Genomic DNA, 25,826 nt, shown 5'->3' with positions numbered 1-25,826 from the left:
TATATGAGTCAACTGTTTGTTCGTACCGGCATTCATTTCAGTTCCAGTCAGCAGGCACTGGAACACATTGGCGCAGAGATGCTGGCGCGAGGCGTCGTACATGACAGCTATCCCGCCGCCCTGCTCGAACGCGAAGCGACTTTTCCCACCGGCATCGCCCTGGAGAAGCATGCTGTCGCTATCCCGCACTGCGAAGCGATCCACGCGAAATCACCGGCCATTTACCTGATACGTCCGGACATGCCGGTCTCTTTTCAGCGCGCTGACGACGACGGCGAAATCGACGTTTCGCTCATCATCGCGCTGATTGTTGAAAACCCGGCGGCACAGCTGAAGCTGCTGCGCCGGTTATTTAGTGAGCTACAAAATCCGCACACGCTGGAGGCACTGCTCGCCGCTTCCGACGATCGGCTGCCGGTGCGGTTCCAGCAATTAATCCTTGAGCCCGAGCTTAGCGCCGTGGCTTCATAAGATACTGATAATAAAAGGGGTACCCTATGAAACGTAAAGTTATCGTCGCCTGCGGCGGTGCCGTCGCCACCTCCACGATGGCGGCAGAAGAGATTAAAGAGCTGTGTGCAGACCACAATATTGAACTGGATTTGGTGCAGTGCCGGGTCAATGAAATCGAAACCTACATGGACGGGGCGGACCTGATCTGCACCACCGCGCGCGTGGAGCGGACCTTCGGCGACATTCCGGTGGTGCACGGCATGCCATTCGTCTCGGGCGTCGGCATTGAAGCCTTACAACAGAAAATCCTCGGCATCCTCGCGGAGTAAATGCCATGTTTAGCGAAATCATGCGTTATATCCTCGATCTCGGTCCGACGGTGATGCTGCCGATCGTGATCATTATCTTCTCCAAATTACTGGGGATGAAGCTCGGGGATTGTTTTAAATCAGGTCTACATATCGGGATCGGGTTTGTCGGCATCGGGCTGGTCATTGGCCTGATGCTCGACTCCATCGGCCCGGCGGCAAAGGCGATGGCGGAGCATTTCCAGATTAATCTTCACGTGATAGACATTGGTTGGCCGGGTTCATCACCGATGACCTGGGCGTCGCAAATCGCCCTGGTGGCGATCCCGGTGGCCATCGCGGTCAATATCGTGATGCTGGTTACCCGTATGACCCGCGTGGTGAATGTTGATATCTGGAACATCTGGCATATGACCTTTACCGGCGCAATGCTGCATATCGCGACCGGGTCGTACTGGATAGGTATTCTCGGCGTGGTGGTGCATGCTGCTTTTGTGTATAAGCTGGGCGATTGGTTTGCCAAAGATACCCGCGATTTCTTCGGCCTCGAGGGTATTGCGATCCCGCACGGCAGTTCGGCGTATTTAGGGCCGGTTGCCGTCCTCGTGGATACCATCATCGACAAGATCCCCGGTCTTAACCGTATTCACTTTAGCGCCGATGACATTCAGAAACGCTTCGGCCCCTTCGGTGAACCGGTTACCGTTGGCTTCGTCATGGGGCTGGTGATTGGCGCGCTGGCGGGTTACGACCTGAAGGGCATTCTTCAGCTGGCGGTGAAAACCGCAGCGGTGATGCTGCTGATGCCCCGGGTGATCAAACCGATTATGGATGGCCTCACCCCGATAGCCAAACAGGCGCGTAAACGTCTGCAGGCTAAATTCGGCGGCCAGGAATTCCTGATTGGTCTCGATCCGGCGCTGCTGCTCGGTCATACCTCGGTAGTCTCGGCCAGCCTGATTTTCATCCCGCTGACCATTCTTATCGCCGTCGTGGTCCCTGGCAACCAGGTTCTGCCATTTGGTGACCTGGCCACCATCGGCTTCTTCGTAGCGATGGCAGTGGCTGTACATCAGGGCAATCTGTTCCGCACGTTGATTTCCGGGGTCATCATTATGGGAATCACCCTGTGGATCGCCACCCAGACCATTGGCCTGCACACCCAGCTGGCGGCAAACGCCGGGGCCCTGAAAGCCGGCGGCATGGTGGCCTCAATGGACCAGGGTGGTTCGCCGATTACCTGGCTGCTGATCCAGCTCTTTACCTGGCAAAATGTGGTTGGCTTCGCGGTCATCGGCATCATCTATCTGGCCGGCGTTCTACTGACCTGGCGTCGCGCTCGCGGCTTCATCGCCGCGGAAAAAGCAGAAAAAAGCGCTGCCCCGCAACAAAGTACAGGCATGTCTTGATCTAAAAGGGGAGCGTTCGCTCCCCTGAATCTTATAGCTGGAGAATGTTATGAAATCAGTGGTAATCCATGCTGAGGGGAACGTCTGCGTTGAAGAACGCCCTATCCCCACGCTGCAAACGGAAAACGATGTCCTGGTCAAAGTGGTCAGTTCCGGGTTATGCGGCTCCGATATCCCGCGCATTTTCGCCAAAGGGGCGCATTACTACCCTATTACGCTGGGGCACGAATTCAGCGGTTATGTGGAATCCTACGGCGCGGCGGTAACCGACCTGCAGCCCGGCGATGCCGTCGCCTGCGTGCCGCTGCTGCCTTGCTTCCAGTGCCCGCAATGCCAGCGCGAGTATTTCTCTTTATGTAAACAGTATCAGTTCGTCGGCTCACGCAGCGAAGGCGGCAACGCCGAATATGTGGTGGTAAAGCGCGCCAACCTGTTCCGCCTGCCGGACCAGATGCCAATTGATGATGGCGCGTTTATCGAACCGATAACCGTTGGCCTGCACGCTTTTCATCTGGCGCAGGGCTGTGAAGGTAAAAACGTGATTATTATCGGCGCCGGCACCATCGGCCTGCTGGCGCTACAGTGCGCCCGCGAACTGGGCGCCAACAGCGTCACGGCGATCGATATCAATCCGCAGAAGCTGGAGCTGGCCAAAACCCTCGGCGCAACCCATGTGTTCAACAGTCGCGAGATGAGCGGCCAGGCGATTCAGCAGGCGCTGGAATCCATTCAGTTCGACCAGTTAGTCCTCGAGACCGCCGGTACGCCGCAGACCGTCGCGCTGGCGATTGAGGCCGCCGGTCCGCGGGCGCAGCTGGCGTTGGTTGGCACGCTTCATCACGATTTAACCCTCCTGGCAGCCACCTTCGGGCAGATTCTGCGTAAGGAGTTGAATATTGTGGGTAGCTGGATGAACTACTCTGGCCCGTGGCCGGGAGAAGAGTGGCAAACGGCCACCCGTCTGCTGACTGAAAAACGCCTGCAGCTGGCGCCGCTGATCGCCCATCGTGGCGACGCAGAAAGCTTCGCTCGTGCAGTGCAGGCGCTCAACGGCGCGCCAATGCAAGGCAAAATCCTGCTCAAACTCTCTTGACCGCCCGAGCCAGCCATCAGCGCTGGCTCATCCAACCTTTCGAAAATTATCGTTCACCTTTCGTTACCCTTCGATTACACTGAGATGAGTTAATTATCAGGCAAATCAAGATGAACTCATTTGAACGAAGGAACAAAATTGTCGATATGGTGAATACGCAGGGTAGCGTATTGGTTCTAGACCTTTCGAATCTCTTTGGCATCTCTGAGGTAACGATCCGCGCCGATCTCCGCTTACTGGAAGAAAAAGGACTGTTAACCCGTTTTCACGGCGGCGCCGCCCGTGCGGGTAGCGACCTGACCGACGCCGAGAATCAGGAAGTGGTGCTTGAAGACCGCTATCAGCTTGCCAGCGATCCCAAAAAGCGCATCGCCCATGCCGCGGCAGCGATGATCCGTGAAGGTATGACGGTGATCCTCGATAGCGGTAGCACCACTCTTCTTATCGCCGAAGCATTAGTACGGATGACCAATATCACCGTCATCACCAACAGCCTGCCCGCCGCGTTTACTCTGGCAGAAAATAAAGATATCACCCTGGTGGTGTGCGGCGGTACCGTGCGGCACAAAACGCATTCGATGCACGGCACGATTGCCGAACGTTCGCTGCAAGGTATTTGCGCCGATTTGATGTTTGTCGGCGCCGACGGTATCGACGCCACCAATGGCATCACCACCTTTAACGAAGGCTACTCCATCAGCAGCGTGATGGCCGCCGCCGCGCATCAGGTGATCGCCGTGCTCGACGCCAGCAAATTCAATCGCCGGGGCTTTAACCAGGTACTGCCGATGGAAAAGATAGACTGCGTGATCACCGACGACGGCATTAGTGAAAATGACCGTGCAGCGTTAAGCAGCAAAAAGGTGGAACTGAAGATAGTGTAATTGCACGCTGAGTGGAACATCATGGCGGCTGGTTCTACTTAACCAGCCAGCTTCCACCTTTTTTGGCGCCTATGCGAATCAATCTCCCTTTCGCCTGTAGCCCTTGCAGATGACGCTCAACCGTACGTGCTGATATCCCCAAGATCTCCGCCAGCGCTCTCGCCGTTAATTCCGGCTTTTCGGTTAGCAAACGCAAAATTGCGTTTTCCGGTGGGGCTAATTTGACGTCGATTTCTTCCGACATTTCTTCCGACATTTCTTCCGACACGATGAATGAAGTTTCCAGACCTTCTTTCAGCGCCGCCAGGATATTTTGCAACATCCAGGTCACGAATAGCGTGCAATCACTGGTTTTATCACAAGCACCTAAAATGTCGTAATAACGTTCTTGCTGATGGTGGATCAGCGTTTCAACCGGCAGCCAGGCCAATTCCTGACGCCACTGGCTTAGAATCAACGTCTGCCATAAACGCCCCATCCGACCATTGCCATCAGCGAAAGGGTGAATGAACTCAAACTCGTAGTGAAAAACTGAACTGGCAATTAAAGGATGTAGCTCGGTGTGTTCCAGCCAACTGAGTAAATCAGCGATCAATCTTGGGACCTGGGCAGCAGGCGGAGCCATATGTATCACCTGCGTACCGCGATAAATGCCGACGTTTCCGCCACGTAAAGCGCCTGGACGATCAACCAGCCCGGTCATCAGCGTTTTATGCGCCGTCAGAAGATCGCTAATGTTTGCCGCATGCCATCCGGGCATTAATTCATAAGCACGAATGGCATTTCTCACTTCCTGAATATCCTTAGCCGGCGCCAGAACCCGTTTGCCTTCCAGCAGCGCCGTTACCTGTTCCATGCTCAGGCTATTATGTTCAATCGCGAGTGACGCCTGAATAGTACGAATGCGGTTTTCTTTACGCAGCAACGGCGATGCTTCTCCACGTTTCGCCGACCAATGCCCAAGCAATTCCCCAATCTCAACGACAAGGTTGAGGACCGAGGGTGTGATGCTAAACGGCGGTTGGTAACGACTCATCGTTTACTCCCCCTGCTGCTCCAGGGCGTACTTATACAACGCATTTTTCTTCACGCCGTGGATTTCCGCGGCCAGCGCGGCGGCTTTCTTCAGCGGCAGCTCCGCCTGCAGCAGCGCCAGAGTACGCAGCGCGGCCGCCGGCAGCGCCTCTTCCTGAGCCTTGAAACCTTCGACGATCAGCACCATCTCGCCTTTACGACGGTTTTCATCTTCCTTCACCCACGCCACCAGCTCACCAATCGGCGCGCCATGGATCGACTCCCAGGTTTTGGTCAGCTCACGAGCCAGCACCACATAGCGGGATTCTCCCAGTACCGCGCAGATATCCTCCAGACTCTCCACCAGACGGTGGGTCGACTCATAGAAGATAAGGGTGCGCGGTGTTGTGGTCAAATTTAAATGGACACTTTGATCGGGTGTTTTCCCCCCGACAAGGAACATGAAGAGATGACCGACAAGACAACCGACACAACCAAGAATCGCCGAACCTTTGATCCAGCGTTCAAGTTACAGGTGGCGCGCATGGTGCGCGAGCAAGGCGTCAGCGTCAGCCAAGTCTGCCGCGAAATGAAGCTGACCGAAAGTGTGGTCCGACGCTGGGTACACCAACTGGATGACGAGTCAGCCGGCAGGCCGGGGATTGGTAAACCGTTAACGGCTGAGCAGCAACGTATTCGAGAACTGGAAGCCGAAGTCAGGCGACTAAAATCAGACAATGAATTATTAAAAAAAGCTTCGGCCTTCTTCGCACGGGAAATAAAGTGATCCACGATGTTGTCACTGAGTTAGCGAAGCAGGCCCCGATCAAGCAGGTCTGTCAGGCGTTGGACATCAGTCGCTCTGGTTACTACGCAGCGCGTCGCAGAGTCAATACACCCAAACCTATTTGCCAGGACAGCGTGCATGCTCAGGCGGTTTTTCTTGCCAGTGGTCGCACCTATGGCAGTCGTCGTTTGAGTGCAGCCCTGCGTGCCCAGGGCCATGATGTTGGACGTCATCGCTGTCGTACCTTGATGAAAGCCTGTGGACTCAAGGCCTGTTGGCGTCGCAAGTTCGCTCATACCACCGATAGCAAACACCATTTGCCGGTGGCAGAGAACGTGCTCAACCGTCAGTTTGAGCCTGAAGCACCCAATACGGCCTGGGTGTGCGATGTGACGTACATTCGGACCGACAGCGGTTGGCTATATCTGGCCGCTGTGCTGGATCTGTATTCACGTCGCATCGTGGGTTGGTCCATGGCACCGACCATGCCTGCACAGCTGGTGTGCGATGCGTTGAGCATGGCTATTTCGGTTCGCCAACCGGCACCGGGTTTATTGGTTCATTCGGACCGGGGCAGTCAATATGCCAGTGCTGAACACCGGCAATTACTTGAAAACCATGGTCTGGTACTCAGCATGAGCCGCAAGGGTAATTGCTGGGACAATGCCGTGATGGAGCGGTTCTTTCTGAATTTGAAAATGGAGCGTGTCTGGCAGACTCGGTATGCCAACCATACAGAAGCCAAACAAGACATCACCGACTACATCGTTAACTTTTATAACAGTACCCGATTGCATTCAAAACTTGGCTACCGATCACCCGCACAGTACGAAACGCTGGCCAGCCCTGCCGCCCAGTTGCCCGCCTGTGCATAACCCTACCATCTGATCGGCGTGTCCAAAAAAACTTGACCACAACACGGCTCTTCTTCCAGCGCTTTCAGGGTATCGCGGCGGCCTTTCGATTTCGCCGGCAGGAAGCCTTCATAACAGAAACGGTCGGAAGGCAGGCCGGCGGCGCTCAGGGCGGCGATAGCCGCACAGGGGCCCGGCAGCGGCACCACGCGAATATTCGCTTCGCGACAGGTGCGCACCAGATGGTAACCAGGATCGTTAATCAGCGGCGTGCCGGCATCGGAAACCAGCGCGATGTTTTGCCCTTCTTTCAGTTTGGCAAGCAGGGTTTCCGCCTTTTGCTGCTCATTATGGTCGTGAAGCGCAAACAAACGGGCGTTTATCGCAAAATGTTGCAGCAGCAAACCGGTATGACGGGTATCTTCCGCTGCAATTAAATCAACAGCTTGCAGCACTTCCAGTGCACGCTGCGTGATATCAGACAGATTTCCTATCGGAGTGGGCACAATATAGAGCTGCCCCTGAGAATTATCCGCTGATTCGTGTTGTTTCATTGTCTCGTCCGTATTGCCGATTTAATATTGAGCATTGAGCCAAAAAAATATCACTGGACACTTATGGTACCGTCAACATTTCTTCGTTCTAAGCCCGCGCGCTGCCTGCCCATATTGCTGGCGACTCTTATTTTTGCTGGCTGCGGCACCCACACGCAGGATCAAAGCGCGGCGTTTATGCAGGGTACGTCGCAGGCCAACTCCAGTTTCTACTTACAGCAGATGCAGCAAAGCACGAATGATAGCAAGACCAACTGGCAATTACTCGCCATTCGTGCACTACTGCAGGAAGGGAAGAAGCAGCAGGCTATCGACCTGTTTAACCAGCTGCCGGCGAACCTGAACAGCACTCAGGCCCGTGAACAGTCGCTGCTGGCGGTGGAAGTGAAGCTGGCGCAGAACGATTATCAGGCCGCCCGTAATCTGCTGGCTAAGATCGATCCGACAAACCTTGAGCAGCCTCAGCAGGCGCGCTACTGGCAGGCGCAAATCGATGCCAGCCAGGGTAAACCATCGCTGACCCTGCTGCGCGCCTTAATCGCCCAGCAGCCGCTGCTGAGTGACGCCAAACAGCGTCAGAAAAATATTGATGCGACCTGGCAAGCGCTCACCTCGATGCCCCAGGACCAGGCCAATGCGCTGGTGATCAACGCCGATGAAAATATCCTCCAGGGCTGGCTGGATCTGCAGCGGATGTGGTTTGACAACCGCAACGATCCGACGCTACTGAAAGCGGGCGTTAAAGACTGGCAGACGCGCTATCCGCAAAACCCGGGCGCTAAAATGCTGCCGACGGCGCTTGTGAATATGCAAAACTATAAGCCCGCGTCCATCAACAAGATTGCGCTTTTTCTGCCGCTAAACGGTCAGGCGTCGATCTTCGGCCGCACTATCCAGCAGGGCTTTGAAGCCGCCAAAAACGGCGCGCCGTCGGTGACGGGCAGCGCGGTTCCCGCCCAGGTCGCCCAGGTCGCCCAGGCGGCGAATGTGTCCGGTAATGATGATGTGGTGAGTCCGTCGCAGGCAGAAATCAGCGATCTTACCGCCGCCGGAAGCCGCGCTGATCCGGTTCAGGCCCCGACGCAGGACCAGGCAGCGCCTGCTGCGGAACCGGCAGCCCAGGCGCCGGCAACATCCGCCACGCCGCAGACTACCGCTTCCCCGGCCACCCAGCCGGTTACCGCGCCGGCCGCACAGCCGCAGCCCGTGGTCGCAACCGCCGCCAACCCTTCTGCGGAACTGAAAATTTACGACACCACCAGCCAGCCGATAAGCCAGCTGCTCGCCCAGGCGCAGCAGGATGGCGCCACCCTGGTGGTTGGGCCGTTGCTGAAAGAAAACGTTGAAGAGGTTATCAAGAGCAACACGCCGCTCAATGTGCTGGCCCTCAACCAGCCGGAAAAAGTCGAAAGCCGCGCTAACCTCTGCTATTTCGCGCTTTCTCCGGAAGACGAAGCGCGTGACGCCGCCCGACATATCCACCAACAGGGGAAACAGACCCCGCTGCTGCTGGTTCCGCGCGGCGCGCTGGGCGATCGTGTGGTTAGCGCTTTTGCCGACGAGTGGCTGAAGCTGGGCGGCGCCAGCGTCCTGCAGCAGCGTTTTGGATCCACGGCCGAGCTGCGCGCCGGTGTGAACGGCGGCGGGGGCATTGCGCTGAGCGGCACCCCGGTCTCCACCCTGCCATCAGCGCAGAATAGCATCCTCGGCAGTGCGGATGAGATGCCGGTAAGCAGCGGCGGCAGCGTCGATGCGGCCTATATCCTCGCCACCCCGGAACAGATTGCCTATATCAAACCGATGATCGCCATGCGCAACGGCAGCCAGAGCAATGTCACCCTGTACGCCAGCTCGCGCAGCGCCCAGGGCACCGCGGGGCCGGATTTCCGTCTGGAGATGGAAGGCTTGCAGTATAGTGAGATCCCAATGCTGGCCGGCAGCAATCCGTCGCTAATGCAGCAAGCGCTGTCCGCGGTGCGTAATGACTACTCGCTGGCGCGCCTGTATGCCATGGGCGCTGACGCCTGGTCACTGGCAAATCACTTCACGCAAATGAGCCAGACGCCTGGCTTCGAGCTGAACGGCAATACCGGCGATCTGACGGCCAACCAGGATTGCGTGATTAACAGGAAACTGTCATGGCTCAAGTACCAGCAGGGAAAAATCGTTCCGGCCAGCTAAGCAAACAGACCGGTGATGCCTGGGAAAACCAGGCTCGCCGCTGGCTGGAAGGCCAGGGCCTGCGTTTTATCGCCGCCAATGCCCGCGAGCGTGGCGGCGAAATTGACCTTATCATGCGCGACGGCACGGTCACCGTTTTTATCGAAGTGCGCTACCGCCGTAGCGCCCGGTACGGTGATGCGGCAGCCAGCGTCACTCCGCAAAAACAACAACGACTGCTTAAAGCCGCCCGTTTGTGGCTCTGCCGACAGAATGGGAGCTTTGAGACTGTGGATTGCCGTTTCGATGTGGTAGCCTTCACCGGAAACGACATCCAATGGCTAAAAAACGCCTTTGGCGAATAGCGTAATACCAGAAGTAAGGGATCCCGTGCTCGACAGAATCAAAGCCTGCTTTACCGAAAGCATTCAAACCCAAATTGCCGCAGCGGAAGCACTCCCGGACGCCATCTCCCGGGCGGCGATGACGCTCGTCCAGTCCCTGCTTAACGGCAACAAAATCCTCTGTTGTGGTAATGGCACCTCCGCCGCCAACGCACAGCATTTTGCTGCCAGCATGATTAATCGCTTTGAAACGGAACGCCCTGGTTTACCTGCCATTGCACTAAATACCGATAATGTGGTCTTAACCGCCATCGCTAACGATCGCTTGCATGACGAGATCTACGCCAAGCAGGTGCGCGCCCTGGGACACGCCGGCGATGTGCTGCTGGCGATCTCTACGCGCGGAAACAGTCGGGACATCGTCAAGGCGGTGGAAGCCGCCGTGACCCGCGACATGACCATCGTCGCGTTAACCGGCTATGACGGCGGTGAGCTGGCGGGCCTGTTAGGTCAACAGGATGTCGAAATCCGCATCCCCTCCCATCGCAGCGCGCGTATCCAGGAGATGCACATGCTGACCGTCAACTGTCTGTGCGATTTGATAGATAACACTCTTTTTCCACACCAGGACGATTAAGGAGAACACATGAAGGCTCTCTCGCCCCTCGCCATCCTGCTTTCTGCACTACTGCTGCAGGGCTGCGTTGCCGCCGCGGTAGTCGGAACGGCAGCAGTCGGCACCAAAGCCGCAACGGACCCGCGTACGGTGGGAACCCAGGTCGATGACAGTACCCTGGAACTGCGCGTCAATAGCGCCTTGTCGAAAGATGAACAGATTAAGAAACAGGCCCGTATCAACGTCACCGCTTATCAGGGCAAAGTCCTGCTGACCGGCCAGTCGCCGACGCCGGACCTCTCCGCGCGCGCCAAGCAAATCGCCATGGGCGTGGAAGGGACCACGGAAGTGTTTAATGAAGTGCGCCAGGGCCAGCCGATTGGTTTAGGCACCGCCTCGTCTGATACCTGGATTACCACCAAGGTGCGTTCGCAGCTCCTGAGCACCGATCAGGTCAAATCCTCGAACGTGAAAGTAACCACGGAAAACAGCGAAGTCTTCCTGATGGGGCTGGTGACCGACCGCGAAGGCCGGGCGGCGGCGGATATTGCCAGCCGGGTAAGCGGCGTATCCCGGGTGACCACCGCCTTTACCTACATTAAATAAAGCTGCAGTTTCCCGGCTGGCGCTGCGCTTAGCCGGGCTACCGCCCCCTGTACGTTGTGTGCCGGGTAAGGCGTAGCCGCCACCCGGCATCCAATCCGGCTATGCGTACGTTTACGGCAAACTACACCAGCGCCAGCGCACCGACAATCGCCCCGCACAGCGCCACCAGTCCGCCCGTCAGCCACAGCGCTTTGGCTGGGAAGGCTTTACGCAGCATAATCAGCGACGGCACGCTCACTGCCGGCAGTGTGATGAGCAGCGCCAGCGCGGGCGCCGTCCCCATACCCGCCAGCATCATTGTCTGCACAATCGGAATTTCCGCCGCGGTAGGGATCACAAACAGGCAGCCGGCGATCGCCATCGCGATAACCCAGAACAACGTATTATCCACCACGCCATCGGCGTGCGGGAACAGCCAGACGCGCGCCGCTCCCAGCACCAGCACCGCGAGGATATAAACCGGGATCGTGTTCCAGAACAGCGTCCACAGCGCCCGCAGCCAGCGACTAAAGAAGCCGCCCTGGCTCGCCTCCGCCTGTACATCTGGCACCGCTACCGGCTGCGTCGCCGCCTCTTTCACCCATTTCTGCACCAGCGTCGCCACAGTTAATACTGTCGCCAGACCCGCCACCAGGCGAACCAGCGCAAACTGCCAGCCCAGAACAAAACCCATAAACACCAGCGTCGCCGGATTGAGCAGCGGGTTCCCCATCCAGAACGCCAGCGCCCCCCCCATCGACACCTGCTGTTTGCGCATCCCGGCCGTGACCGGCGCGGCGCAGCAGGTGCACATCATGCCGGGCAGCGAGAAAATCGCTCCCAGCAGCGTGCCCTGAAACCGCGATTGTCCAAGGGTGCGTAGCAGCCAGTCGCGCGGAATGAGAACCTGAATCAATGACCCGAGCAGCACGCCGAGCACCGCCGCTTTCCAGACGGCAAGGAAGTAAACCATCGCATAGTCCCACGCCGCCATCAGCGGGTTAGCGTCGGCCTGGGCGAGAATAGATTTACCGATACTGTGGGTTTCCGCAGCGGTGAAGGCTTTCCCGTAGTACGGCTGCCATTTGACGTACCACAGACCAACAATCACGACGAGAAAGAAAAGCGCGGGTTTCCACCATTGAAATGGTGACGCCGCCTGAGATGAAGACTGACCAGCCATAGCATTCCCCAGCAAGAAATGTGGATATGAATTGAAGCCGTGAATACTACGCCGGAAGCCTGCGTTTGCAAACCGCTATTCAGCCTGCCGCGCGGCGCGCTCCCGTAGTTCCGATGATGTCAGAATTCGCACCCCTTCGTGGGTGGGCGACAGCGCCTCCGCCAGCAGGGCGATCGCCACATCGCGGGCCGCAATGGATTTCCAGTTCCCCGGCAAGAGCCGGAACAATGGTGCGAGGAAGGTCTCATTGGCCCGCTTTTTTTCCCGCTCGCCTGACAGCATCGACGGCCTGGCGATGGTCAGCCGCGGCCAGTCTTGCTCAATCAGCGCCGCCTCCATTTCTCCCTTCACCCGATTGTAGAAAAACGGCGAGTGGGCGTTGGCGCCCATCGCGCTAACCACCAGCATATGTTGCGCACCCAGTCGTTTGCCGGTCAGCGCGGTATCAACCACCAGCGTGTAGTCAGCATGGACGAAGGCCTCTTTGCTCCCGGCCTCCCGGCGCGTCGTTCCCAGGCAACAGAAGACGATATCCACCGGGTCAACCACCTGCGCCAGGGCATCGGTCAGCTGGGGATCGTGAGGATTAAAGACACCTTCCGCTGGCGCCAGCGGGCGACGCGTCGGCGCGGCGATGGTGCTTATACGGGGCTCATTCTGCAGCAGCCGGAGTAAGTGACCGCCAACTAACCCGGTCGCGCCGGTTAATAATACCTGACTCATTGGTTCTCCTTTACAGAATTCTCCGCCTTGCACTTTCAGGCTCATGTTCCAGGCTTAATACCTTACAAGGTAAGTATCCACCATCATCATGGAATTACCTCATTGACCATCCAGACAGTGGAGGAAGCATGAGTAAAAAGATAGCCGTCCTCATTACCGACGACTTTGAAGATTCTGAATTTACCTCTCCCGCCGAAGCCTTTAAGCTCGCCGGGCATCAGGTCATCACGATCGAAAAGCAGGCTGGCAAAACGGTGAAGGGTAAGCAGGGAGAAGCCGAGGTCGCCATCGACAGAGCCATCGATGACGTCACACCGGGTGAATTTGATGCCTTATTGCTGCCCGGGGGCTACTCTCCCGACCAGCTGCGTGGTGATGAACGCTTCGTCACCTTTACCCGCGATTTTGTCAACGGCGGTAAGCCGGTGTTTGCCATCTGCCACGGTCCGCAGCTGCTGATCAGCGCCGATGTGATCCGCGGACGTAAGCTCACGGCGGTGAAACCGATTGTGGTGGATGTGAAAAACGCCGGGGGCGAGTTTTACGACCAGGAGGTGGTGGTCGATAACGAACAGCTGGTCACCAGCAGAACGCCGGACGATCTGCCGGCCTTCAATCGCGAAGCGCTACGCCTGCTCGGCGCCGGCATCACGCCGCCAGTGTAATTTTTTCCCGAAACCCAGCGTGTTGTCGGTAAATTTGATTTCGTCCGGACGAATCTCCCATACCGGCGCCGACAGCATGCGGGCCACCGGGAAGCGCTTGACGTAGCGCTGGCGCATTCGCGCCTCTTCGTCACCGCTCAGACGACGGATCTCGCCTTTGAACTGCACGCCGCGGATCAGGGCCACGGTTTTTGGCTGGCCGTTAACCGTGCCGGCCACCTTCGCCCTCTGTCCGGTCATCTGGCCATGGCGGGTGTGCTCCTCGCTGAGCAGATAAAAGGCCACGGTATCCGGGTCATAGACGTAAAAGGCATTCGCGCACCACAGCTCGTCTTCACGGGAGACGCACCAGGTGACGACGTGCTGTTTACTCAGCCAGCGACCAATGGCGGCAAGCGTATCCATCTTTCTTCTCCATTATGCTATGGTGCACACACCTTACCATAGTGACTTTGTGACCGTGTGCTGGTTTCTGTATCTCATTCGAACCGCGGATAATCGCCTTTATACCGGCATCACCACCGACGTGCCACGCCGCTTTCGCCAGCATCAGGCGGGAAAAGGCGCAAAGGCGTTGCGCGGCAAAGGCGACCTGCAGCTGGCCTTTAGCCACGAAGTTGGTGAACACTCACTTGCATTGCGACTGGAATATCGCGTCAAGCAGCTAACGAAGCGCGAAAAAGAGCGCCTCGTTGCCGGAGAGGATGCCTTCGAAACCCTGCTGGCAAGGCTTAAAGACGATTAAAGTGCTCGCTGTATTCTACCTGGCCATGGACGCCGTCGAGGGCGTCATCCGCCAGACGGTGAACCTGGAACGCCTCGGCGCTGTCCGGCCAGCGGCAGCGGAGATCGAAGCGCGCGGCCGGTTCAAAGCCGAAGCGACGGTATAAATCCGGGTCGCCCAGCGTCACCACCGCGGCGTAGCCAAACTCATTCAGCGAGTCCAGCCCTTCATAAACCAGCTGCCGGCCAATGCCCTGTCCGCGGTAGCGTTCATCTACCGCCAGCGGCGCCAGGCCGACCCACTGCAGCTCCTCACCTTCCACCGCCACCGGGCTGAAGGCAACGTAGCCGATCACCTGGCCTTCATCATCCGTCGCCACTACCCCCAGCGTGATCAGTCCATCTTCACGCAGATCGTGCACCAGCTGCGCTTCGGCATCGCGGCCGAAGGTACGACGCAGCAGCGCGTCGATTCCCGGTGCATCAATCCCAATCTCCACTCGAATCAGCATGCCTCACCTACCGATGTCTGTTCAGGTTTCTGCGGGCTCTTCAGTCCAGCTTCGACAAAATCCGCCAGTTGCAGCAACATCACGCGCAGCGCTTTTGGCATCTGCTCGAGCTCAATGGCGTCCATCAAATTTTTTACATACAGCCCCAGCTCCGTATCGCCTTCAATGACCAGACGACGCTGGAAGAATAGCGTATCCGGATCCTGCTTGCGCGCGGCGATCATTAACAGATCGCTGGCGTCGGCGCTGAAGCTGACGTCGGCGTCGGCCTGCTGGCTGACCACCAGTCGACCATCGACTACCGAGGTATACCACAGCAGACCGATGTCACGCACATGAATACTTAACCAACGCCCCTCAAGAAACTCCAGCTCCCCCTCCGCCAGCGCCTGGCGAAACTGCCAGCTCAGCACTTGCTCCAGCACCTGGCGCTTGAGGGCAAAAGGCGCCAGCTTAACCGGCACGCTCATTAAAGACGGGCCAAAGTGGACCAGCCGGGAACGCAGTTTATCCAACACAAGCTTTACTCCATGAATGCAATAGTTCCGCTATTGTGCCATATCACATAAACAACATAGCGGCGTAAATCAACAAAAACGCGATGACGGCCGCCAGTTATTGGCGCCGCCAATACACTTTTAACTGCCTCAAATCAAAAATTGTCACCAGAAGGTTAACTAAAATCCCTGCTCGTTAACCATTCAGCGTCCCTGACGGGCCGCATTTTTCAGGAAAAATTATGGAGCTGCTCTGCCCAGCCGGTAACCTTCCGGCGCTTAAGGCGGCCATCGAAAACGGCGCCGATGCCGTCTATATCGGGCTGAAAGATGACACCAACGCCCGCCACTTTGCCGGCCTTAATTTCACCGAAAAGAAACTGCAGGAAGCCGTCAGCTTTGTGCATCAGCACCGTCGTAAGCTGCATATCGCCATCAATACCTTCGCTCATCCCGACGGCTACGCCCGCTGGCAGCGAGCAGTGGATATGGCCGCTCAACTGGGCGCCGATGCGCTCATTCTGGCCGATATCGCCATGCTGGAGTACGCTGCGGAGCGTTACCCACACATTGAGCGTCACGTTTCGGTGCAGGCTTCCGCCACCAATGAAGAGGCCATTCGCTTCTATCATCGCAACTTCGACGTCGCGCGCGTCGTACTGCCGCGCGTGTTGTCTATTCATCAGGTGAAACAGTTGGCCCGCGCCACGCCGGTGCCGCTGGAAGTCTTCGCCTTCGGCAGCCTGTGCATCATGGCGGAAGGCCGCTGCTATCTCTCTTCCTACCTGACCGGCGAATCGCCCAACACCGTCGGCGCCTGTTCGCCTGCCCGCTTCGTACGCTGGCAGCAAACGCCGCAGGGGCTGGAATCGCGTCTCAATGAAGTGCTGATTGACCGTTATCAGGATGGCGAAAATGCCGGTTATCCGACGCTGTGCAAAGGCCGCTACCTGGTTGATGGCGAGCGCTATCACGCGCTGGAGGAGCCCACCAGCCTCAACACCCTGGAACTGTTGCCGGAATTGATGGCCGCCAATATCGCCTCGGTGAAAATCGAAGGCCGTCAGCGCAGCCCGGCTTACGTGACCCAGGTGGCGAAAGTCTGGCGCCAGGCGATCGATCGCTGCAAAGCCGATCCGCAGAATTTCGTACCGCAGTCCGCCTGGATGGAGACCCTGGGCGCCATGTCCGAGGGGACACAAACTACCCTTGGCGCTTATCACCGTAAATGGCAGTGAGAAACATGAAATATTCATTAGGGCCGGTGCTGTACTACTGGCCAAAAGAGACGCTGGAAGATTTTTACCAGCAGGCGGCAAACTGCAGCGCCGACACCATTTATCTCGGCGAAGCGGTATGCAGCAAACGCCGCGCCACCAAAGTTGGCGACTGGATCGAAATGGCGAAAACGCTGGCCGCTAGCGGCAAGCAGGTGGTGCTCTCCACCCTCGCGCTGGTGCAGGCCTCTTCTGAACTGGGCGAGCTGAAGCGCTATGTCGATAACGGCGAATTTCTGATTGAGGCTAGTGATTTGGGCGTGGTAAATCTCTGCGCCGAACGCAAGCTACCGTTCGTCGCCGGGCATGCGCTGAACTGCTACAACGCCGTCACCCTGCGCCTGCTGCGGAAACAGGGCATGGTGCGCTGGTGCATGCCGGTGGAACTCTCCCGCGACTGGCTGGCTAATTTACTGACCCAGTGCGAAGAGCTGGGTATCCGCAACCAGTTTGAAGTCGAAGTGCTGAGCTACGGCCATCTGCCGCTGGCTTATTCCGCGCGCTGCTTTACCGCCCGCTCGGAAGACCGGCCAAAGGACGAGTGCGAAACCTGCTGCATCAAGTACCCAACCGGGCGCAGCATGCTGTCGCAGGAGAACCAGCAGGTGTTCGTGCTCAATGGTATTCAGACCATGAGCGGCTACGTCTATAACCTGGGCAATGAGCTGACCTCCATGCACGGCCTGGTGGATATGGTGCGCCTGTCGCCGATGGGCAACGAGACCTTCGCCATGCTCGAGGCCTTCCGCGCCAACGAAAACGGCGCTGCGCCGCTGGATCTCACCAGCAATAGCGATTGCAACGGCTACTGGAAACGATTGCCAGGACTGGTGCTTCAGGCCTGATAAACCGCTCACTTTGTTAAAACAGTGCTCAGATTTTAATGCATTATTAAAGATGCAGCTTTTCTGGCTGGCGCGTCCAGGATGCGCCAGGCTGGAAGAAGACCTTCAATCTGATGACGATGCTGTAGCAAAGTGAGCCTTTATGACTGACAAATCTGTTCCATTCTCGGTGCTCGATCTGGCGCCGATCCCGCAAGGATCTTCTGCCAAAGAAGCCTTTACCCACTCTCTGGATCTCGCCCGGCTGGCCGAATCGCGCGGCTATCATCGCTACTGGCTGGCGGAGCATCATAATATGGTCGGCATTGCCAGCGCAGCGACCTCGGTGCTGATTGGCTATCTCGCCGCCAACACCACCACCCTGCATCTCGGGTCCGGCGGCGTGATGCTGCCTAACCACTCTCCACTGGTGATAGCTGAGCAGTTCGGCACCCTGAACACCCTTTACCCCGGGCGGATCGACCTCGGCCTTGGCCGCGCGCCGGGCAGCGATCAGCCGACCATGCGCGCCCTGCGTCGCCATATGAGCGGCGATGTCGATAATTTCCCGCGCGATGTAGCGGAACTGGTGGACTGGTTTGACGCCCGCGATCCGAACCCGCACGTGCGCCCGGTTCCCGGCTACGGGGAGCGCATTCCAGTATGGCTGCTGGGCTCAAGCCTCTATAGCGCGCAACTGGCGGCGCAGCTCGGCCTGCCGTTTGCCTTCGCCTCGCACTTCGCGCCGGATATGTTGTTCCAGGCCCTGCATCTGTATCGCAGCAATTTCAAACCTTCGGCGCGGCTGGAAAAACCGTACGCGATGGTGTGTATCAATATCATCGCCGCCGACAGCAACCGCGATGCGGAGTTTCTCTTCACCTCCATGCAACAGGCGTTTGTGAAGCTGCGTCGCGGCGAGACCGGTCAGTTGCCGCCGCCGGTGGAAAATATGCATCAGCTGTGGTCAGCGTCCGAGCAGTATGGTGTGCAGCAGGCACTGAGCATGTCGTTGGTCGGCGATAAAACTAAAGTCCGCCATGGGCTAGAGTCGATTCTGCGTGAAACCGAGGCGGACGAAATCATGGTCAATGGCCAGATCTTCGACCACCAGGCGCGTCTGCATTCTTTCGATTTAGCGATGCAGGTGAAAGAGGAGCTGTTGGGGTAACACACACGTCAGCCCGGTGGACGTCGCGCCACCGGGCAATAGCTTTACTGATAAACCGGCAGCAGATTGACGCTCGACAGGATATGTACAACCGCATTGCCGAGGCCAAAGAGCAGGATCAGCACAATCATTGGCGTTCCGCCCCAAACGCGGAACTGTGGGCTGCCGAAGCGTTTGCGTGAGGCGTGAGCCAGCAGCGCCGGTACAATCGCCGCCCAGATCGTCGCCGCCAGGCCAGCATAGCCGATGGCGTAGAGGAAACCATCGGGTTTGACCAGTCCGCCAATCATCGGCGGGATAAAGGTCAGCAGCGCGGTTTTAAAGCGTCCCATCGCGCTATCGTCAAAGCCAAACAGATCCGCCAGGTAGTCGAACAGCCCCAGCGTTACGCCGAGGAACGAACTGGCGACAGCAAAGTTCGAGAACACCACCAGCAGCAGATCCAGACTCCGACTATTCAGCACGCCGCTCAGCGCCTGCACCAGCACATCAATGTTGCCGCCCTTCTGCGCGATGTCGATAAACTGCGGACGAGGGATGTTACCCATCGTCACCAGCAGCCAAACGACATACAGACCCAGCGCCAGCAGCGTACCGTAGGTTAAGCAGCGGATGATGGTGCGCGGATCTTTTCCGTAGTATTTCATCAGGCTCGGCACGTTGCCGTGATAGCCAAACGAGGCCAGGCAGAACGGGAGCGTCATCAGCAGGTATGGCGCATAGGAGGCATTCTTCTCCGCAACGTTAAATAACGTCGTCGGCTCGACGTGCCCGAGCAGGCTACCGAAGGTCAGGAAGAAGGTGATCACCTTAGCGCCCAGTACGATAGCCGTCATGCGGCTCACCGCTTTGGTGCTCATCCAGACGATAAACGCCACCAGCAGCGCAAAGCCGAAGCCCGCCGCGCGCGCCGGCACCTTCAGCGACAGTTCACTGAAGGTGTGGTGGAGGATCGAACCGCTCGCCGAAATATAGGCGTAGGTCAGGATATAGAGCACAAAGGCGATTGATACACCGTTCACCAGGTTCCAGCCCTTGCCGAGCAGGTCTTTGGTAATGGTGTCGAAGCTGGAGCCGATGCGGTAGTTAAGATTGGCCTCGAGGATCATCAAACCGGAGTGCAGCATGCAGAACCAGGTGAAGACCAGCGCCGCCAGCGACCAGAAAAACCACGCGCCGGACATCACCACCGGCAGCGAGAACATGCCCGCGCCGATAATCGTGCCGCCGATAATCACCACGCCGCCAAACAGAGACGGACGGGTTGCCGTAGTGGTTAGTGTCGCCATTTACCGATTTCTCCAGTCGAAAATACTTCGCTCACGTTGAGCATGACGCACTGTACCAGTACACGAGTACAAAGGGAATAAAAAAAGCCCCAATCATGACGATCGGGGCTGTATTATTTAGTTTACGCTAGCGGGCGGCGTTGATTACGCATCGCCACCGAAGCGACGGCGGCCGGCTGAGTCATCGCGGCGCGGCGCGGATGCATCGTCACGACGCGGCGCACGGCCTTCACGACGTTCGCCGCTGAAACGACGTCCTTCACCACGACCGCCTTCACGACGTTCGCCACCGAAGCCACGGCCGCCTTCACGACGCTCGCCGCCAAAGCCACGGCCGCCTTCGCGACGCTCACCGCCGCCACGACGTTCGGTGCGCGGCTGCGCATCGCCCAGCAGCTGCATGTTCATCGGCTTGTTCAGGATACGGGTACGAGTAAAGTGCTGCAGCACTTCGCCCGGCATCCCTTTCGGCAGCTCAATGGTGGAGTGAGAAGCGAACAGCTTGATGTTACCGATGTAACGGCTGCTGATATCGCCTTCATTGGCGATCGCGCCAACGATATGACGCACTTCAACGCCGTCATCGCGACCCACTTCAATGCGATACAGCTCCATGTCACCCACGTCACGACGCTCACGCTTCGGACGATCTTCGCGATCGCCGCGCGGGCCGCGATCATTACGGTCGCCACGACGGTCGAAACGATCGTCACGATCGCGGAATTCACGACGTGGACGCATCGGCGCGTCCGGCGGAACGATCAGCGAACGTTCGCCCTGAGCCATCTTCAGCAGCGCAGCAGCCAGCGTTTCCACGTCCAGCTCTTCACCTTCCGCCGTCGGCTGGATTTTCGCCAGCAGTGCACGGTACTGATCCAGATCGCTGCTTTCCAGCTGCTGCTGAACTTTCGCGGCGAATTTTTCCAGACGACGCTTGCTCAGCAGCTCCGCGTTAGGCAGTTCCACTTCAGGAATGGTCAGCTTCATGGTGCGTTCGATGTTGCGCAGCAGACGACGCTCGCGGTTCTCAACGAACAGCAGCGCGCGGCCAGCACGACCGGCACGACCAGTACGGCCGATACGGTGAACGTAGGATTCAGAATCCATTGGGATGTCGTAGTTCACCACCAGGCTGATACGCTCAACGTCCAGGCCACGGGCCGCAACGTCAGTCGCAATCAGGATATCCAGACGACCATCTTTCAGGCGTTCCAGAGTCTGCTCACGCAGCGCCTGGTTCATGTCGCCGTTCAGCGCCGCGCTGTTGTAGCCATTACGCTCCAGCGCTTCAGCTACTTCCAGGGTCGCGTTTTTGGTACGGACGAAGATAATCGCCGCATCAAAGTCTTCCGCTTCCAGGAAACGCACCAGCGCTTCGTTTTTACGCATGCCGTAGGCAGTCCAGTAGCTCTGGCTGATATCCGGGCGAGTCGTCACGCTGGACTGAATGCGCACTTCCTGCGGCTCTTTCATAAAGCGACGGGTAATGCGACGGATAGCTTCCGGCATGGTGGCGGAGAACAGCGCGGTCTGATGCCCTTCAGGGATCTGCGCCATAATGGTTTCTACGTCTTCGATAAAGCCCATGCGCAGCATTTCATCTGCTTCATCCAGTACCAGGCCGCTCAGTTTGGAGAGGTCCAGGGTGCCGCGCTTCAGGTGGTCCAGCAGACGACCCGGGGTACCGACGACGATCTGCGGACCCTGACGCAGGGCGCGCAGCTGCACGTCATAACGCTGGCCGCCGTACAGGGCAACCACGTTCACGCCGCGCATATGTTTAGAGAATTCCGTCATTGCTTCAGCAACCTGTACCGCCAGCTCGCGGGTCGGCGCCAGCACCAGAATCTGCGGTGCTCTCAGCTCAGGATCGATGTTGTTCAGCAGCGGTAAAGAGAATGCTGCGGTTTTACCGCTACCGGTCTGGGCCATACCCAGAACGTCGCGGCCGTCCAGCAGATGCGGAATGCACTCAGCCTGGATCGGAGATGGTTTTTCGTAACCCAGATCGGTGAGCGCTTCAAGGATAGGAGCCTTCAGGCCCAGATCTGCAAAAGTGGTTTCGAATTCAGCCATGTAGTACGTGTGCCTCAAAATTAATGGCGGCCAGTCTACATAACTCATCGTGAAAATTTACGGTAATTTTCATTGAAAAGTGTGAACCGGCTCAAAGTAGGTGTATTAACGAACAACAACGCCCTCACCCGCGAAGGTGATGGCAAGCAAAAAACTATGGGCTGATGTGTTCGTCAGCTATTGCTGGTCCGATTCTGCCAGGTCATCTTGCTCCTGGCCCAAGAGCGATAATTCCAACAATGCGTATCGGTGCTCAACGTAGTTGTGTACGTTGTTGGCGACCGCCAGTTTGAACAGTGCCGTAGCGCTGTCCTTGTCCCCCAGACTTAGGTAGTACTTACCTAAATAGAAGTTGGTTTCACTGAGATGCTCAGCGAGCGAGGTGTTATCCGTTGCGTCTGCCTTCAGACGAGTCATCAGCTCTTTTTCGCTAATGTCGCCAAGGTAGAACTCGACAATGTTCCATCCCCATTGCTCTTTATCCGACTTGTTTAAGCGCTCTCTGAGTGCTTCAAGCGCCCGCTTCTCGTCGAGTTTACGCTCGGCGATATAAAGCCACAGGCTACGGAAAGGATCATTGGGATCGTCTTGATAAAACGCCAGCAGATCATCTTGCGCTAACTTAGCCCGGCCGCCGTAATACAGGGCGATACCGCGGTTCAAGTGCGCGTAGTTGTAAGTTGGATCAAGCTCAAGTACAGAATCAAACGCTTCATAGGCAGCATCAAAATTGCCTGCCTGCGTTAAGTAAATGCCTAAGTAATTGAATACTTCCGGCATATCGGGTCGGATTGCCAGCGCTTGTGAAAAATCATTTCGCGCAAGTGCCCTCAGACCGAGACTATCATACAACACTCCGCGCTCATATAAAAGCTGTGCGCGTTCGTCATCGGATAAAGCCCGACTGGCAAGAATTTGTTCCATGCGTGCCAGAATCACTTCTTGCTGTAAAGTCGGTTGCAATGGTACTGCGAGGACGGCGTCCTTACGCCAGGCGGTGCTACTGCATCCTGCCAGCGTGAGAGCTGTCGCCACGAAACACCAGCGCAAAAAAGGCTTCATTTCCCACTCCCGAAGACAACGATTGGATGAACGTCCTGTTCCCCGGCTGCAAACGAGGCGTCCTGCCCGTAAAACGCCCTCCGCAAAAGCGGAGGGCTAACGGCAACCTTACTCGCCCTGCTCGGCAGCCGGAGCTTCCGGCGCTGCGGCAGACGGAGTCTGTTCAGTTGCTTCTTTAATGCTCAGACGGACACGGCCCTGGCGGTCAACTTCCAGAACCTTAACCGGTACTTCCTGACCCATCTGCAGGTAGTCAGTCACTTTCTCAACGCGCTTGTCAGCGATCTGCGAGATGTGAACCAGACCTTCTTTACCGCCGCCGATGGCAACGAATGCGCCAAAGTCAACGATACGGGTCACTTTACCATTGTAGATGCGGCCAACTTCGATCTCAGCGGTGATCTCTTCGATACGACGGATAGCATGCTGCGCTTTGTCGCCGTCGGTCGCTGCGATCTTCACGGTACCGTCATCTTCGATCTCGATGGTAGTACCGGTCTCTTCGGTCAGGGCACGGATAACAGAACCGCCTTTACCGATAACGTCTTTGATCTTGTCCGGGTTGATCTTGATGGTGTGGATACGCGGTGCGAATTCAGAGATATCGCCGCGCGGCGCGTTAATCGCCTGCTCCATCACGCCCAGGATGTGCAGACGCGCACCTTTAGCCTGGTTCAATGCAACCTGCATGATTTCTTTGGTGATACCTTCAATTTTGATATCCATCTGCAGCGCAGAGATACCGTCGCGGGAACCCGCAACTTTGAAGTCCATATCGCCGAGGTGATCTTCGTCACCGAGGATGTCAGACAGCACGACGAAGTTGTCGCCTTCTTTCACCAGACCCATTGCGATACCCGCCACAGCGGCTTTTACCGGCACGCCGGCGTCCATCAGCGCCAGAGAGGCGCCGCAGACGGAAGCCATGGAAGAGGAACCGTTAGATTCGGTGATTTCCGATACCACGCGCACGGTGTACGGGAATTCTTCAATAGTCGGCATCACGGCCAGTACGCCGCGCTTCGCCAGACGACCGTGACCGATTTCACGACGCTTCGGAGACCCCACCATGCCAGTTTCGCCTACGGAGTACGGAGGGAAGTTGTAGTGGAACAGGAAGGAGTCGGTGCGCTCGCCCATCAGTTCGTCGATGTTCTGCGCATCGCGTGCGGTACCCAGAGTCGCGGTAACCAGCGCCTGCGTTTCGCCACGGGTGAACAGCGCGGAACCGTGAGTACGCGGCAGAACGCCGGTACGAACGTCCAGACCACGGATCATATCTTTTTCACGGCCATCGATACGCGGCTCGCCGGCCAGTACGCGGCTACGAACCACATTTTTCTCGATGGCGTGCAGGATTTCACCCAGCTCGTTAGCGTCCAGGGTTTCATCTTCAGCAACCAGCGTGGCGATGGTTTCAGATTTGATCACGTCAACCTGAGCGTAACGCTCTTGTTTGTCGGTGATACGGTAAGCATCGCTCAGACGGGATTCAGCCAGCGCAGCCACGCGCGCGTTCAGCGCTTCGTTGACCGCTTCCGGCTGCCAGTCCCAACGCGGTTTACCGGCTTCTTTCACCAGGTCGTTGATGTTCTGAATAACAATCTGCTGCTGCTCGTGGCCGAAGACCACCGCGCCCAGCATCTGGTCTTCGCTCAGCAGTTCCGCTTCGGATTCCACCATCAGCACGGCCGCTTCGGTACCGGCAACCACCAGGTCCAGTTTGCTGGACTTCAGTTCTTCCTGGGTTGGGTTCAGTACGTACTGGTCGTTGATGTAACCCACGCGCGCAGCGCCGATTGGGCCATTGAACGGAATACCAGACAGCGACAGCGCAGCGGAAGCACCGATCATCGCGACGATGTCTGGGTTAACCTGCGGGTTAACGGAAACGACGGTGGCGATAACCTGAACTTCGTTAACGAAGCCTTCCGGGAACAGCGGGCGAACCGGGCGGTCAATCAGACGCGCGATCAGGGTTTCGCCTTCGCTTGGACGGCCTTCACGACGGAAGAAACCACCCGGGATTTTACCGGCAGCGTAGGTACGCTCCTGGTAGTTAACGGTCAGCGGGAAAAAGTCCTGGCCTGGCTTCGCTTTTTTCTGACCCACAACGGTAACGAATACCGCAGTGTCATCCATGCTAACCATCACAGCGGCCGTTGCCTGGCGCGCCATCATGCCGGTTTCCAGGGTCACGGTATGCTGGCCGTACTGGAATTTACGAACGATCGGATTAAGCAAAATTCTATCCTTTTTATCTATAAATCACGCCATATCCACGACATAGCGTCTATTGACCCGATCTTCTGCATCCTCGCGACTAATGACAACCTTTACCCGCCCCTGCGGATGAAGCCTCTCATTAGCCGCGCGAACCTCTGCATGAAGATCATTACTAGCAACAATACATGAGTTTTGAATGAATTGCTGCCGCCCGGTCGAAAAAAGGGGCCGTCAGGCCCCTTTTTCTGAAACTCGCAGAATTAGCGACGCAGACCCAGACGCTCAATCAGCGCAGAGTAACGGGCAACATCTTTACGTTTCAGGTAGTCGAGCAGTTTACGACGCTGAGAAACCATGCGCAGCAGACCACGACGGCTGTGGTGATCTTTTTTGTGCTCTGCAAAGTGGCCCTGCAGGTGGTTGATCTGTGCGGTCAGCAGTGCAACCTGAACTTCGGTAGAACCGCTGTCGTTTTCGCCACGACCAAACTCAGAAACGATTTTTGCTTTAGCTTCAACGCTTAGAGACATTTTATAA

27 protein-coding genes and 2 pseudogenes are annotated in these 25,826 nt (G+C 57.2%); 15 read left to right on the top strand and 14 right to left on the bottom strand.

Annotation, left to right across the window (positions count from 1 at the left end; all coding sequences use genetic code 11):
* Positions 1–3 precede the first annotated feature (3 nt).
* The 5 genes from gatA (at position 4) to KB892_RS01335 (ending at position 4,147) form a co-directional block, all read left to right on the top strand.
* Complete coding sequence (gatA, locus tag KB892_RS01355) at positions 4–471, top strand: PTS galactitol transporter subunit IIA (protein WP_002918116.1); 468 nt, start codon at positions 4–6, stop codon at positions 469–471.
* A gap of 26 nt (positions 472–497) precedes the next feature.
* Positions 498–782, top strand: coding sequence for a PTS galactitol transporter subunit IIB (gene gatB / locus KB892_RS01350; RefSeq protein ID WP_002918119.1), 285 nt, complete (start codon positions 498–500; stop codon positions 780–782).
* A gap of 5 nt (positions 783–787) precedes the next feature.
* On the top strand, positions 788–2,170 hold the full coding sequence (locus KB892_RS01345; RefSeq protein WP_002918121.1) for a galactitol-specific PTS transporter subunit IIC: 1,383 nt from the start codon (positions 788–790) through the stop codon (positions 2,168–2,170).
* Positions 2,171–2,219: 49 nt separating this feature from the next.
* Entirely contained in the window at positions 2,220–3,263 is a 1,044-nt protein-coding gene (gatD, locus tag KB892_RS01340) for a galactitol-1-phosphate 5-dehydrogenase (RefSeq protein WP_002918123.1), read from the top strand.
* A gap of 110 nt (positions 3,264–3,373) precedes the next feature.
* On the top strand, positions 3,374–4,147 hold the full coding sequence (locus tag KB892_RS01335) for a DeoR/GlpR family DNA-binding transcription regulator (protein ID WP_002918124.1): 774 nt from the start codon (positions 3,374–3,376) through the stop codon (positions 4,145–4,147).
* Between the two features lie 34 nt (positions 4,148–4,181).
* On the opposite strand, the gene KB892_RS01330 is transcribed toward KB892_RS01335, so the two are convergent.
* Together KB892_RS01330 and KB892_RS01325 are read right to left on the bottom strand one after the other, a co-directional pair.
* Complete coding sequence (locus KB892_RS01330; RefSeq protein ID WP_004150941.1) at positions 4,182–5,072, bottom strand: Fic family protein; 891 nt, start codon at positions 5,070–5,072, stop codon at positions 4,182–4,184.
* A gap of 114 nt (positions 5,073–5,186) precedes the next feature.
* Positions 5,187–5,576, bottom strand: a pseudogene (locus KB892_RS01325) (16S rRNA (cytidine(1402)-2'-O)-methyltransferase); the annotation flags it as partial.
* Positions 5,577–5,630: 54 nt separating this feature from the next.
* Here KB892_RS01325 and KB892_RS01320 point away from each other — a divergent pair.
* Positions 5,631–6,823, top strand: a protein-coding gene (locus KB892_RS01320) for an IS3-like element ISKpn18 family transposase (protein ID WP_085955245.1) whose coding sequence is annotated in 2 segments (ribosomal slippage) — positions 5,631–5,907 and positions 5,907–6,823 — 1,194 coding nt in all. Because the reading frame shifts where the segments join, the coding sequence is not laid out codon by codon here.
* A gap of 44 nt (positions 6,824–6,867) precedes the next feature.
* Here the strand turns inward: KB892_RS01320 and rsmI are convergent.
* Positions 6,868–7,356, bottom strand: a pseudogene (gene rsmI / locus KB892_RS01315) (16S rRNA (cytidine(1402)-2'-O)-methyltransferase); the annotation flags it as partial.
* Positions 7,357–7,419: 63 nt separating this feature from the next.
* On the opposite strand from rsmI, the gene KB892_RS01310 reads away from it, so the two are divergent.
* Genes KB892_RS01310 through dolP form a run of 4 tightly spaced genes read left to right on the top strand, consistent with a single transcriptional unit; the run spans position 7,420 to position 11,082 of the window.
* Positions 7,420–9,537 (top strand): penicillin-binding protein activator, encoded by a 2,118-nt coding sequence (locus tag KB892_RS01310; RefSeq protein ID WP_004160309.1) that lies wholly within the window; start codon positions 7,420–7,422, stop codon positions 9,535–9,537.
* Positions 9,495–9,881 (top strand): YraN family protein, encoded by a 387-nt coding sequence (locus KB892_RS01305; protein WP_002918206.1) that lies wholly within the window; start codon positions 9,495–9,497, stop codon positions 9,879–9,881. The genes KB892_RS01310 and KB892_RS01305 overlap by 43 nt, the downstream gene beginning before the upstream one ends.
* 25 nt (positions 9,882–9,906) lie before the next feature.
* Entirely contained in the window at positions 9,907–10,497 is a 591-nt protein-coding gene (gene diaA, locus KB892_RS01300; protein WP_002918211.1) for a DnaA initiator-associating protein DiaA, read from the top strand.
* A 9-nt stretch (positions 10,498–10,506) separates the two neighbouring features.
* Positions 10,507–11,082 carry a division/outer membrane stress-associated lipid-binding lipoprotein gene (gene dolP / locus KB892_RS01295; protein ID WP_002918214.1) on the top strand — a complete coding sequence of 192 codons (576 nt, stop codon included), beginning with the start codon at positions 10,507–10,509 and terminating at the stop codon, positions 11,080–11,082.
* Between the two features lie 121 nt (positions 11,083–11,203).
* Here dolP and KB892_RS01290 read toward each other — a convergent pair whose 3' ends face one another.
* Positions 11,204–12,244 (bottom strand): permease, encoded by a 1,041-nt coding sequence (locus KB892_RS01290; protein WP_002918216.1) that lies wholly within the window; start codon positions 12,242–12,244, stop codon positions 11,204–11,206.
* A gap of 75 nt (positions 12,245–12,319) precedes the next feature.
* Positions 12,320–12,967 (bottom strand): NAD(P)H-binding protein, encoded by a 648-nt coding sequence (locus KB892_RS01285; protein WP_002918218.1) that lies wholly within the window; start codon positions 12,965–12,967, stop codon positions 12,320–12,322.
* Between the two features lie 128 nt (positions 12,968–13,095).
* Between KB892_RS01285 and KB892_RS01280 the strand changes: the two genes are divergently transcribed.
* Positions 13,096–13,632 carry a type 1 glutamine amidotransferase domain-containing protein gene (locus KB892_RS01280; RefSeq protein ID WP_002918221.1) on the top strand — a complete coding sequence of 179 codons (537 nt, stop codon included), beginning with the start codon at positions 13,096–13,098 and terminating at the stop codon, positions 13,630–13,632.
* On the opposite strand, the gene KB892_RS01275 is transcribed toward KB892_RS01280, so the two are convergent.
* Complete coding sequence (locus KB892_RS01275; RefSeq protein ID WP_002918223.1) at positions 13,594–14,037, bottom strand: YhbP family protein; 444 nt, start codon at positions 14,035–14,037, stop codon at positions 13,594–13,596. The two genes, KB892_RS01280 and KB892_RS01275, sit on opposite strands and share 39 nt — an antisense overlap.
* Positions 14,038–14,086: 49 nt before the next feature.
* Between KB892_RS01275 and KB892_RS01270 the strand changes: the two genes are divergently transcribed.
* Positions 14,087–14,377: a GIY-YIG nuclease family protein gene (locus KB892_RS01270; RefSeq protein WP_002918226.1), complete on the top strand. Its 291-nt coding sequence runs from the start codon at positions 14,087–14,089 to the stop codon at positions 14,375–14,377.
* On the opposite strand, the gene KB892_RS01265 is transcribed toward KB892_RS01270, so the two are convergent.
* Together KB892_RS01265 and ubiT are read right to left on the bottom strand one after the other, a co-directional pair.
* A complete protein-coding gene (locus tag KB892_RS01265; RefSeq protein WP_002918229.1) occupies positions 14,364–14,867 on the bottom strand; it encodes a GNAT family N-acetyltransferase in 504 nt (167 codons plus the stop codon). The genes KB892_RS01270 and KB892_RS01265 overlap by 14 nt on opposite strands.
* Positions 14,861–15,385 (bottom strand): ubiquinone anaerobic biosynthesis accessory factor UbiT, encoded by a 525-nt coding sequence (gene ubiT, locus KB892_RS01260; protein WP_002918231.1) that lies wholly within the window; start codon positions 15,383–15,385, stop codon positions 14,861–14,863. The genes KB892_RS01265 and ubiT overlap by 7 nt, the downstream gene beginning before the upstream one ends.
* Positions 15,386–15,606: 221 nt before the next feature.
* Here ubiT and ubiU point away from each other — a divergent pair, with 221 nt between their 5' ends.
* The 3 genes from ubiU to KB892_RS01245 all read left to right on the top strand — a co-directional run bounded on the left by ubiU (position 15,607) and on the right by KB892_RS01245 (position 18,636).
* Positions 15,607–16,602, top strand: coding sequence for a ubiquinone anaerobic biosynthesis protein UbiU (gene ubiU, locus KB892_RS01255; protein WP_002918232.1), 996 nt, complete (start codon positions 15,607–15,609; stop codon positions 16,600–16,602).
* Between the two features lie 5 nt (positions 16,603–16,607).
* Positions 16,608–17,486: a U32 family peptidase gene (locus KB892_RS01250; RefSeq protein ID WP_002918233.1), complete on the top strand. Its 879-nt coding sequence runs from the start codon at positions 16,608–16,610 to the stop codon at positions 17,484–17,486.
* Between the two features lie 142 nt (positions 17,487–17,628).
* Positions 17,629–18,636, top strand: coding sequence for a luciferase-like monooxygenase (locus KB892_RS01245; RefSeq protein WP_002918234.1), 1,008 nt, complete (start codon positions 17,629–17,631; stop codon positions 18,634–18,636).
* A gap of 44 nt (positions 18,637–18,680) precedes the next feature.
* Here the strand turns inward: KB892_RS01245 and mtr are convergent, their stop codons facing one another.
* The 6 genes from mtr to rpsO form a co-directional block, all read right to left on the bottom strand.
* The gene (gene mtr, locus KB892_RS01240) at positions 18,681–19,925 is read right to left on the bottom strand and encodes a tryptophan permease (protein ID WP_002918235.1); all 1,245 of its coding nucleotides are present in this window, start codon (positions 19,923–19,925) and stop codon (positions 18,681–18,683) included.
* A gap of 144 nt (positions 19,926–20,069) precedes the next feature.
* Positions 20,070–22,001, bottom strand: coding sequence for an ATP-dependent RNA helicase DeaD (deaD, locus tag KB892_RS01235; protein WP_004150943.1), 1,932 nt, complete (start codon positions 21,999–22,001; stop codon positions 20,070–20,072).
* A complete protein-coding gene (gene yrbN, locus KB892_RS01230) occupies positions 21,994–22,074 on the bottom strand; it encodes a protein YrbN (protein ID WP_085903200.1) in 81 nt (26 codons plus the stop codon). Before yrbN ends, deaD begins: the two co-directional genes overlap by 8 nt.
* A 104-nt stretch (positions 22,075–22,178) precedes the next feature.
* Positions 22,179–23,063 carry a lipoprotein NlpI gene (nlpI, locus tag KB892_RS01225; protein WP_002918241.1) on the bottom strand — a complete coding sequence of 295 codons (885 nt, stop codon included), beginning with the start codon at positions 23,061–23,063 and terminating at the stop codon, positions 22,179–22,181.
* A gap of 108 nt (positions 23,064–23,171) precedes the next feature.
* The gene (pnp, locus tag KB892_RS01220; protein WP_004150944.1) at positions 23,172–25,307 is read right to left on the bottom strand and encodes a polyribonucleotide nucleotidyltransferase; all 2,136 of its coding nucleotides are present in this window, start codon (positions 25,305–25,307) and stop codon (positions 23,172–23,174) included.
* Between the two features lie 242 nt (positions 25,308–25,549).
* The gene (rpsO, locus tag KB892_RS01215; protein WP_002918244.1) at positions 25,550–25,819 is read right to left on the bottom strand and encodes a 30S ribosomal protein S15; all 270 of its coding nucleotides are present in this window, start codon (positions 25,817–25,819) and stop codon (positions 25,550–25,552) included.
* Between the last annotated feature and the right edge of the window lie 7 nt (positions 25,820–25,826).

It is taken from the genome of Klebsiella sp. P1927 (assembly GCF_018204675.1).
Taxonomy (GTDB): Bacteria; Pseudomonadota; Gammaproteobacteria; order Enterobacterales; family Enterobacteriaceae; genus Klebsiella; species Klebsiella pneumoniae.
Note: the sequence above shows the minus strand (reverse complement) of the source record. Positions and strands in the feature narration are given on the sequence as shown.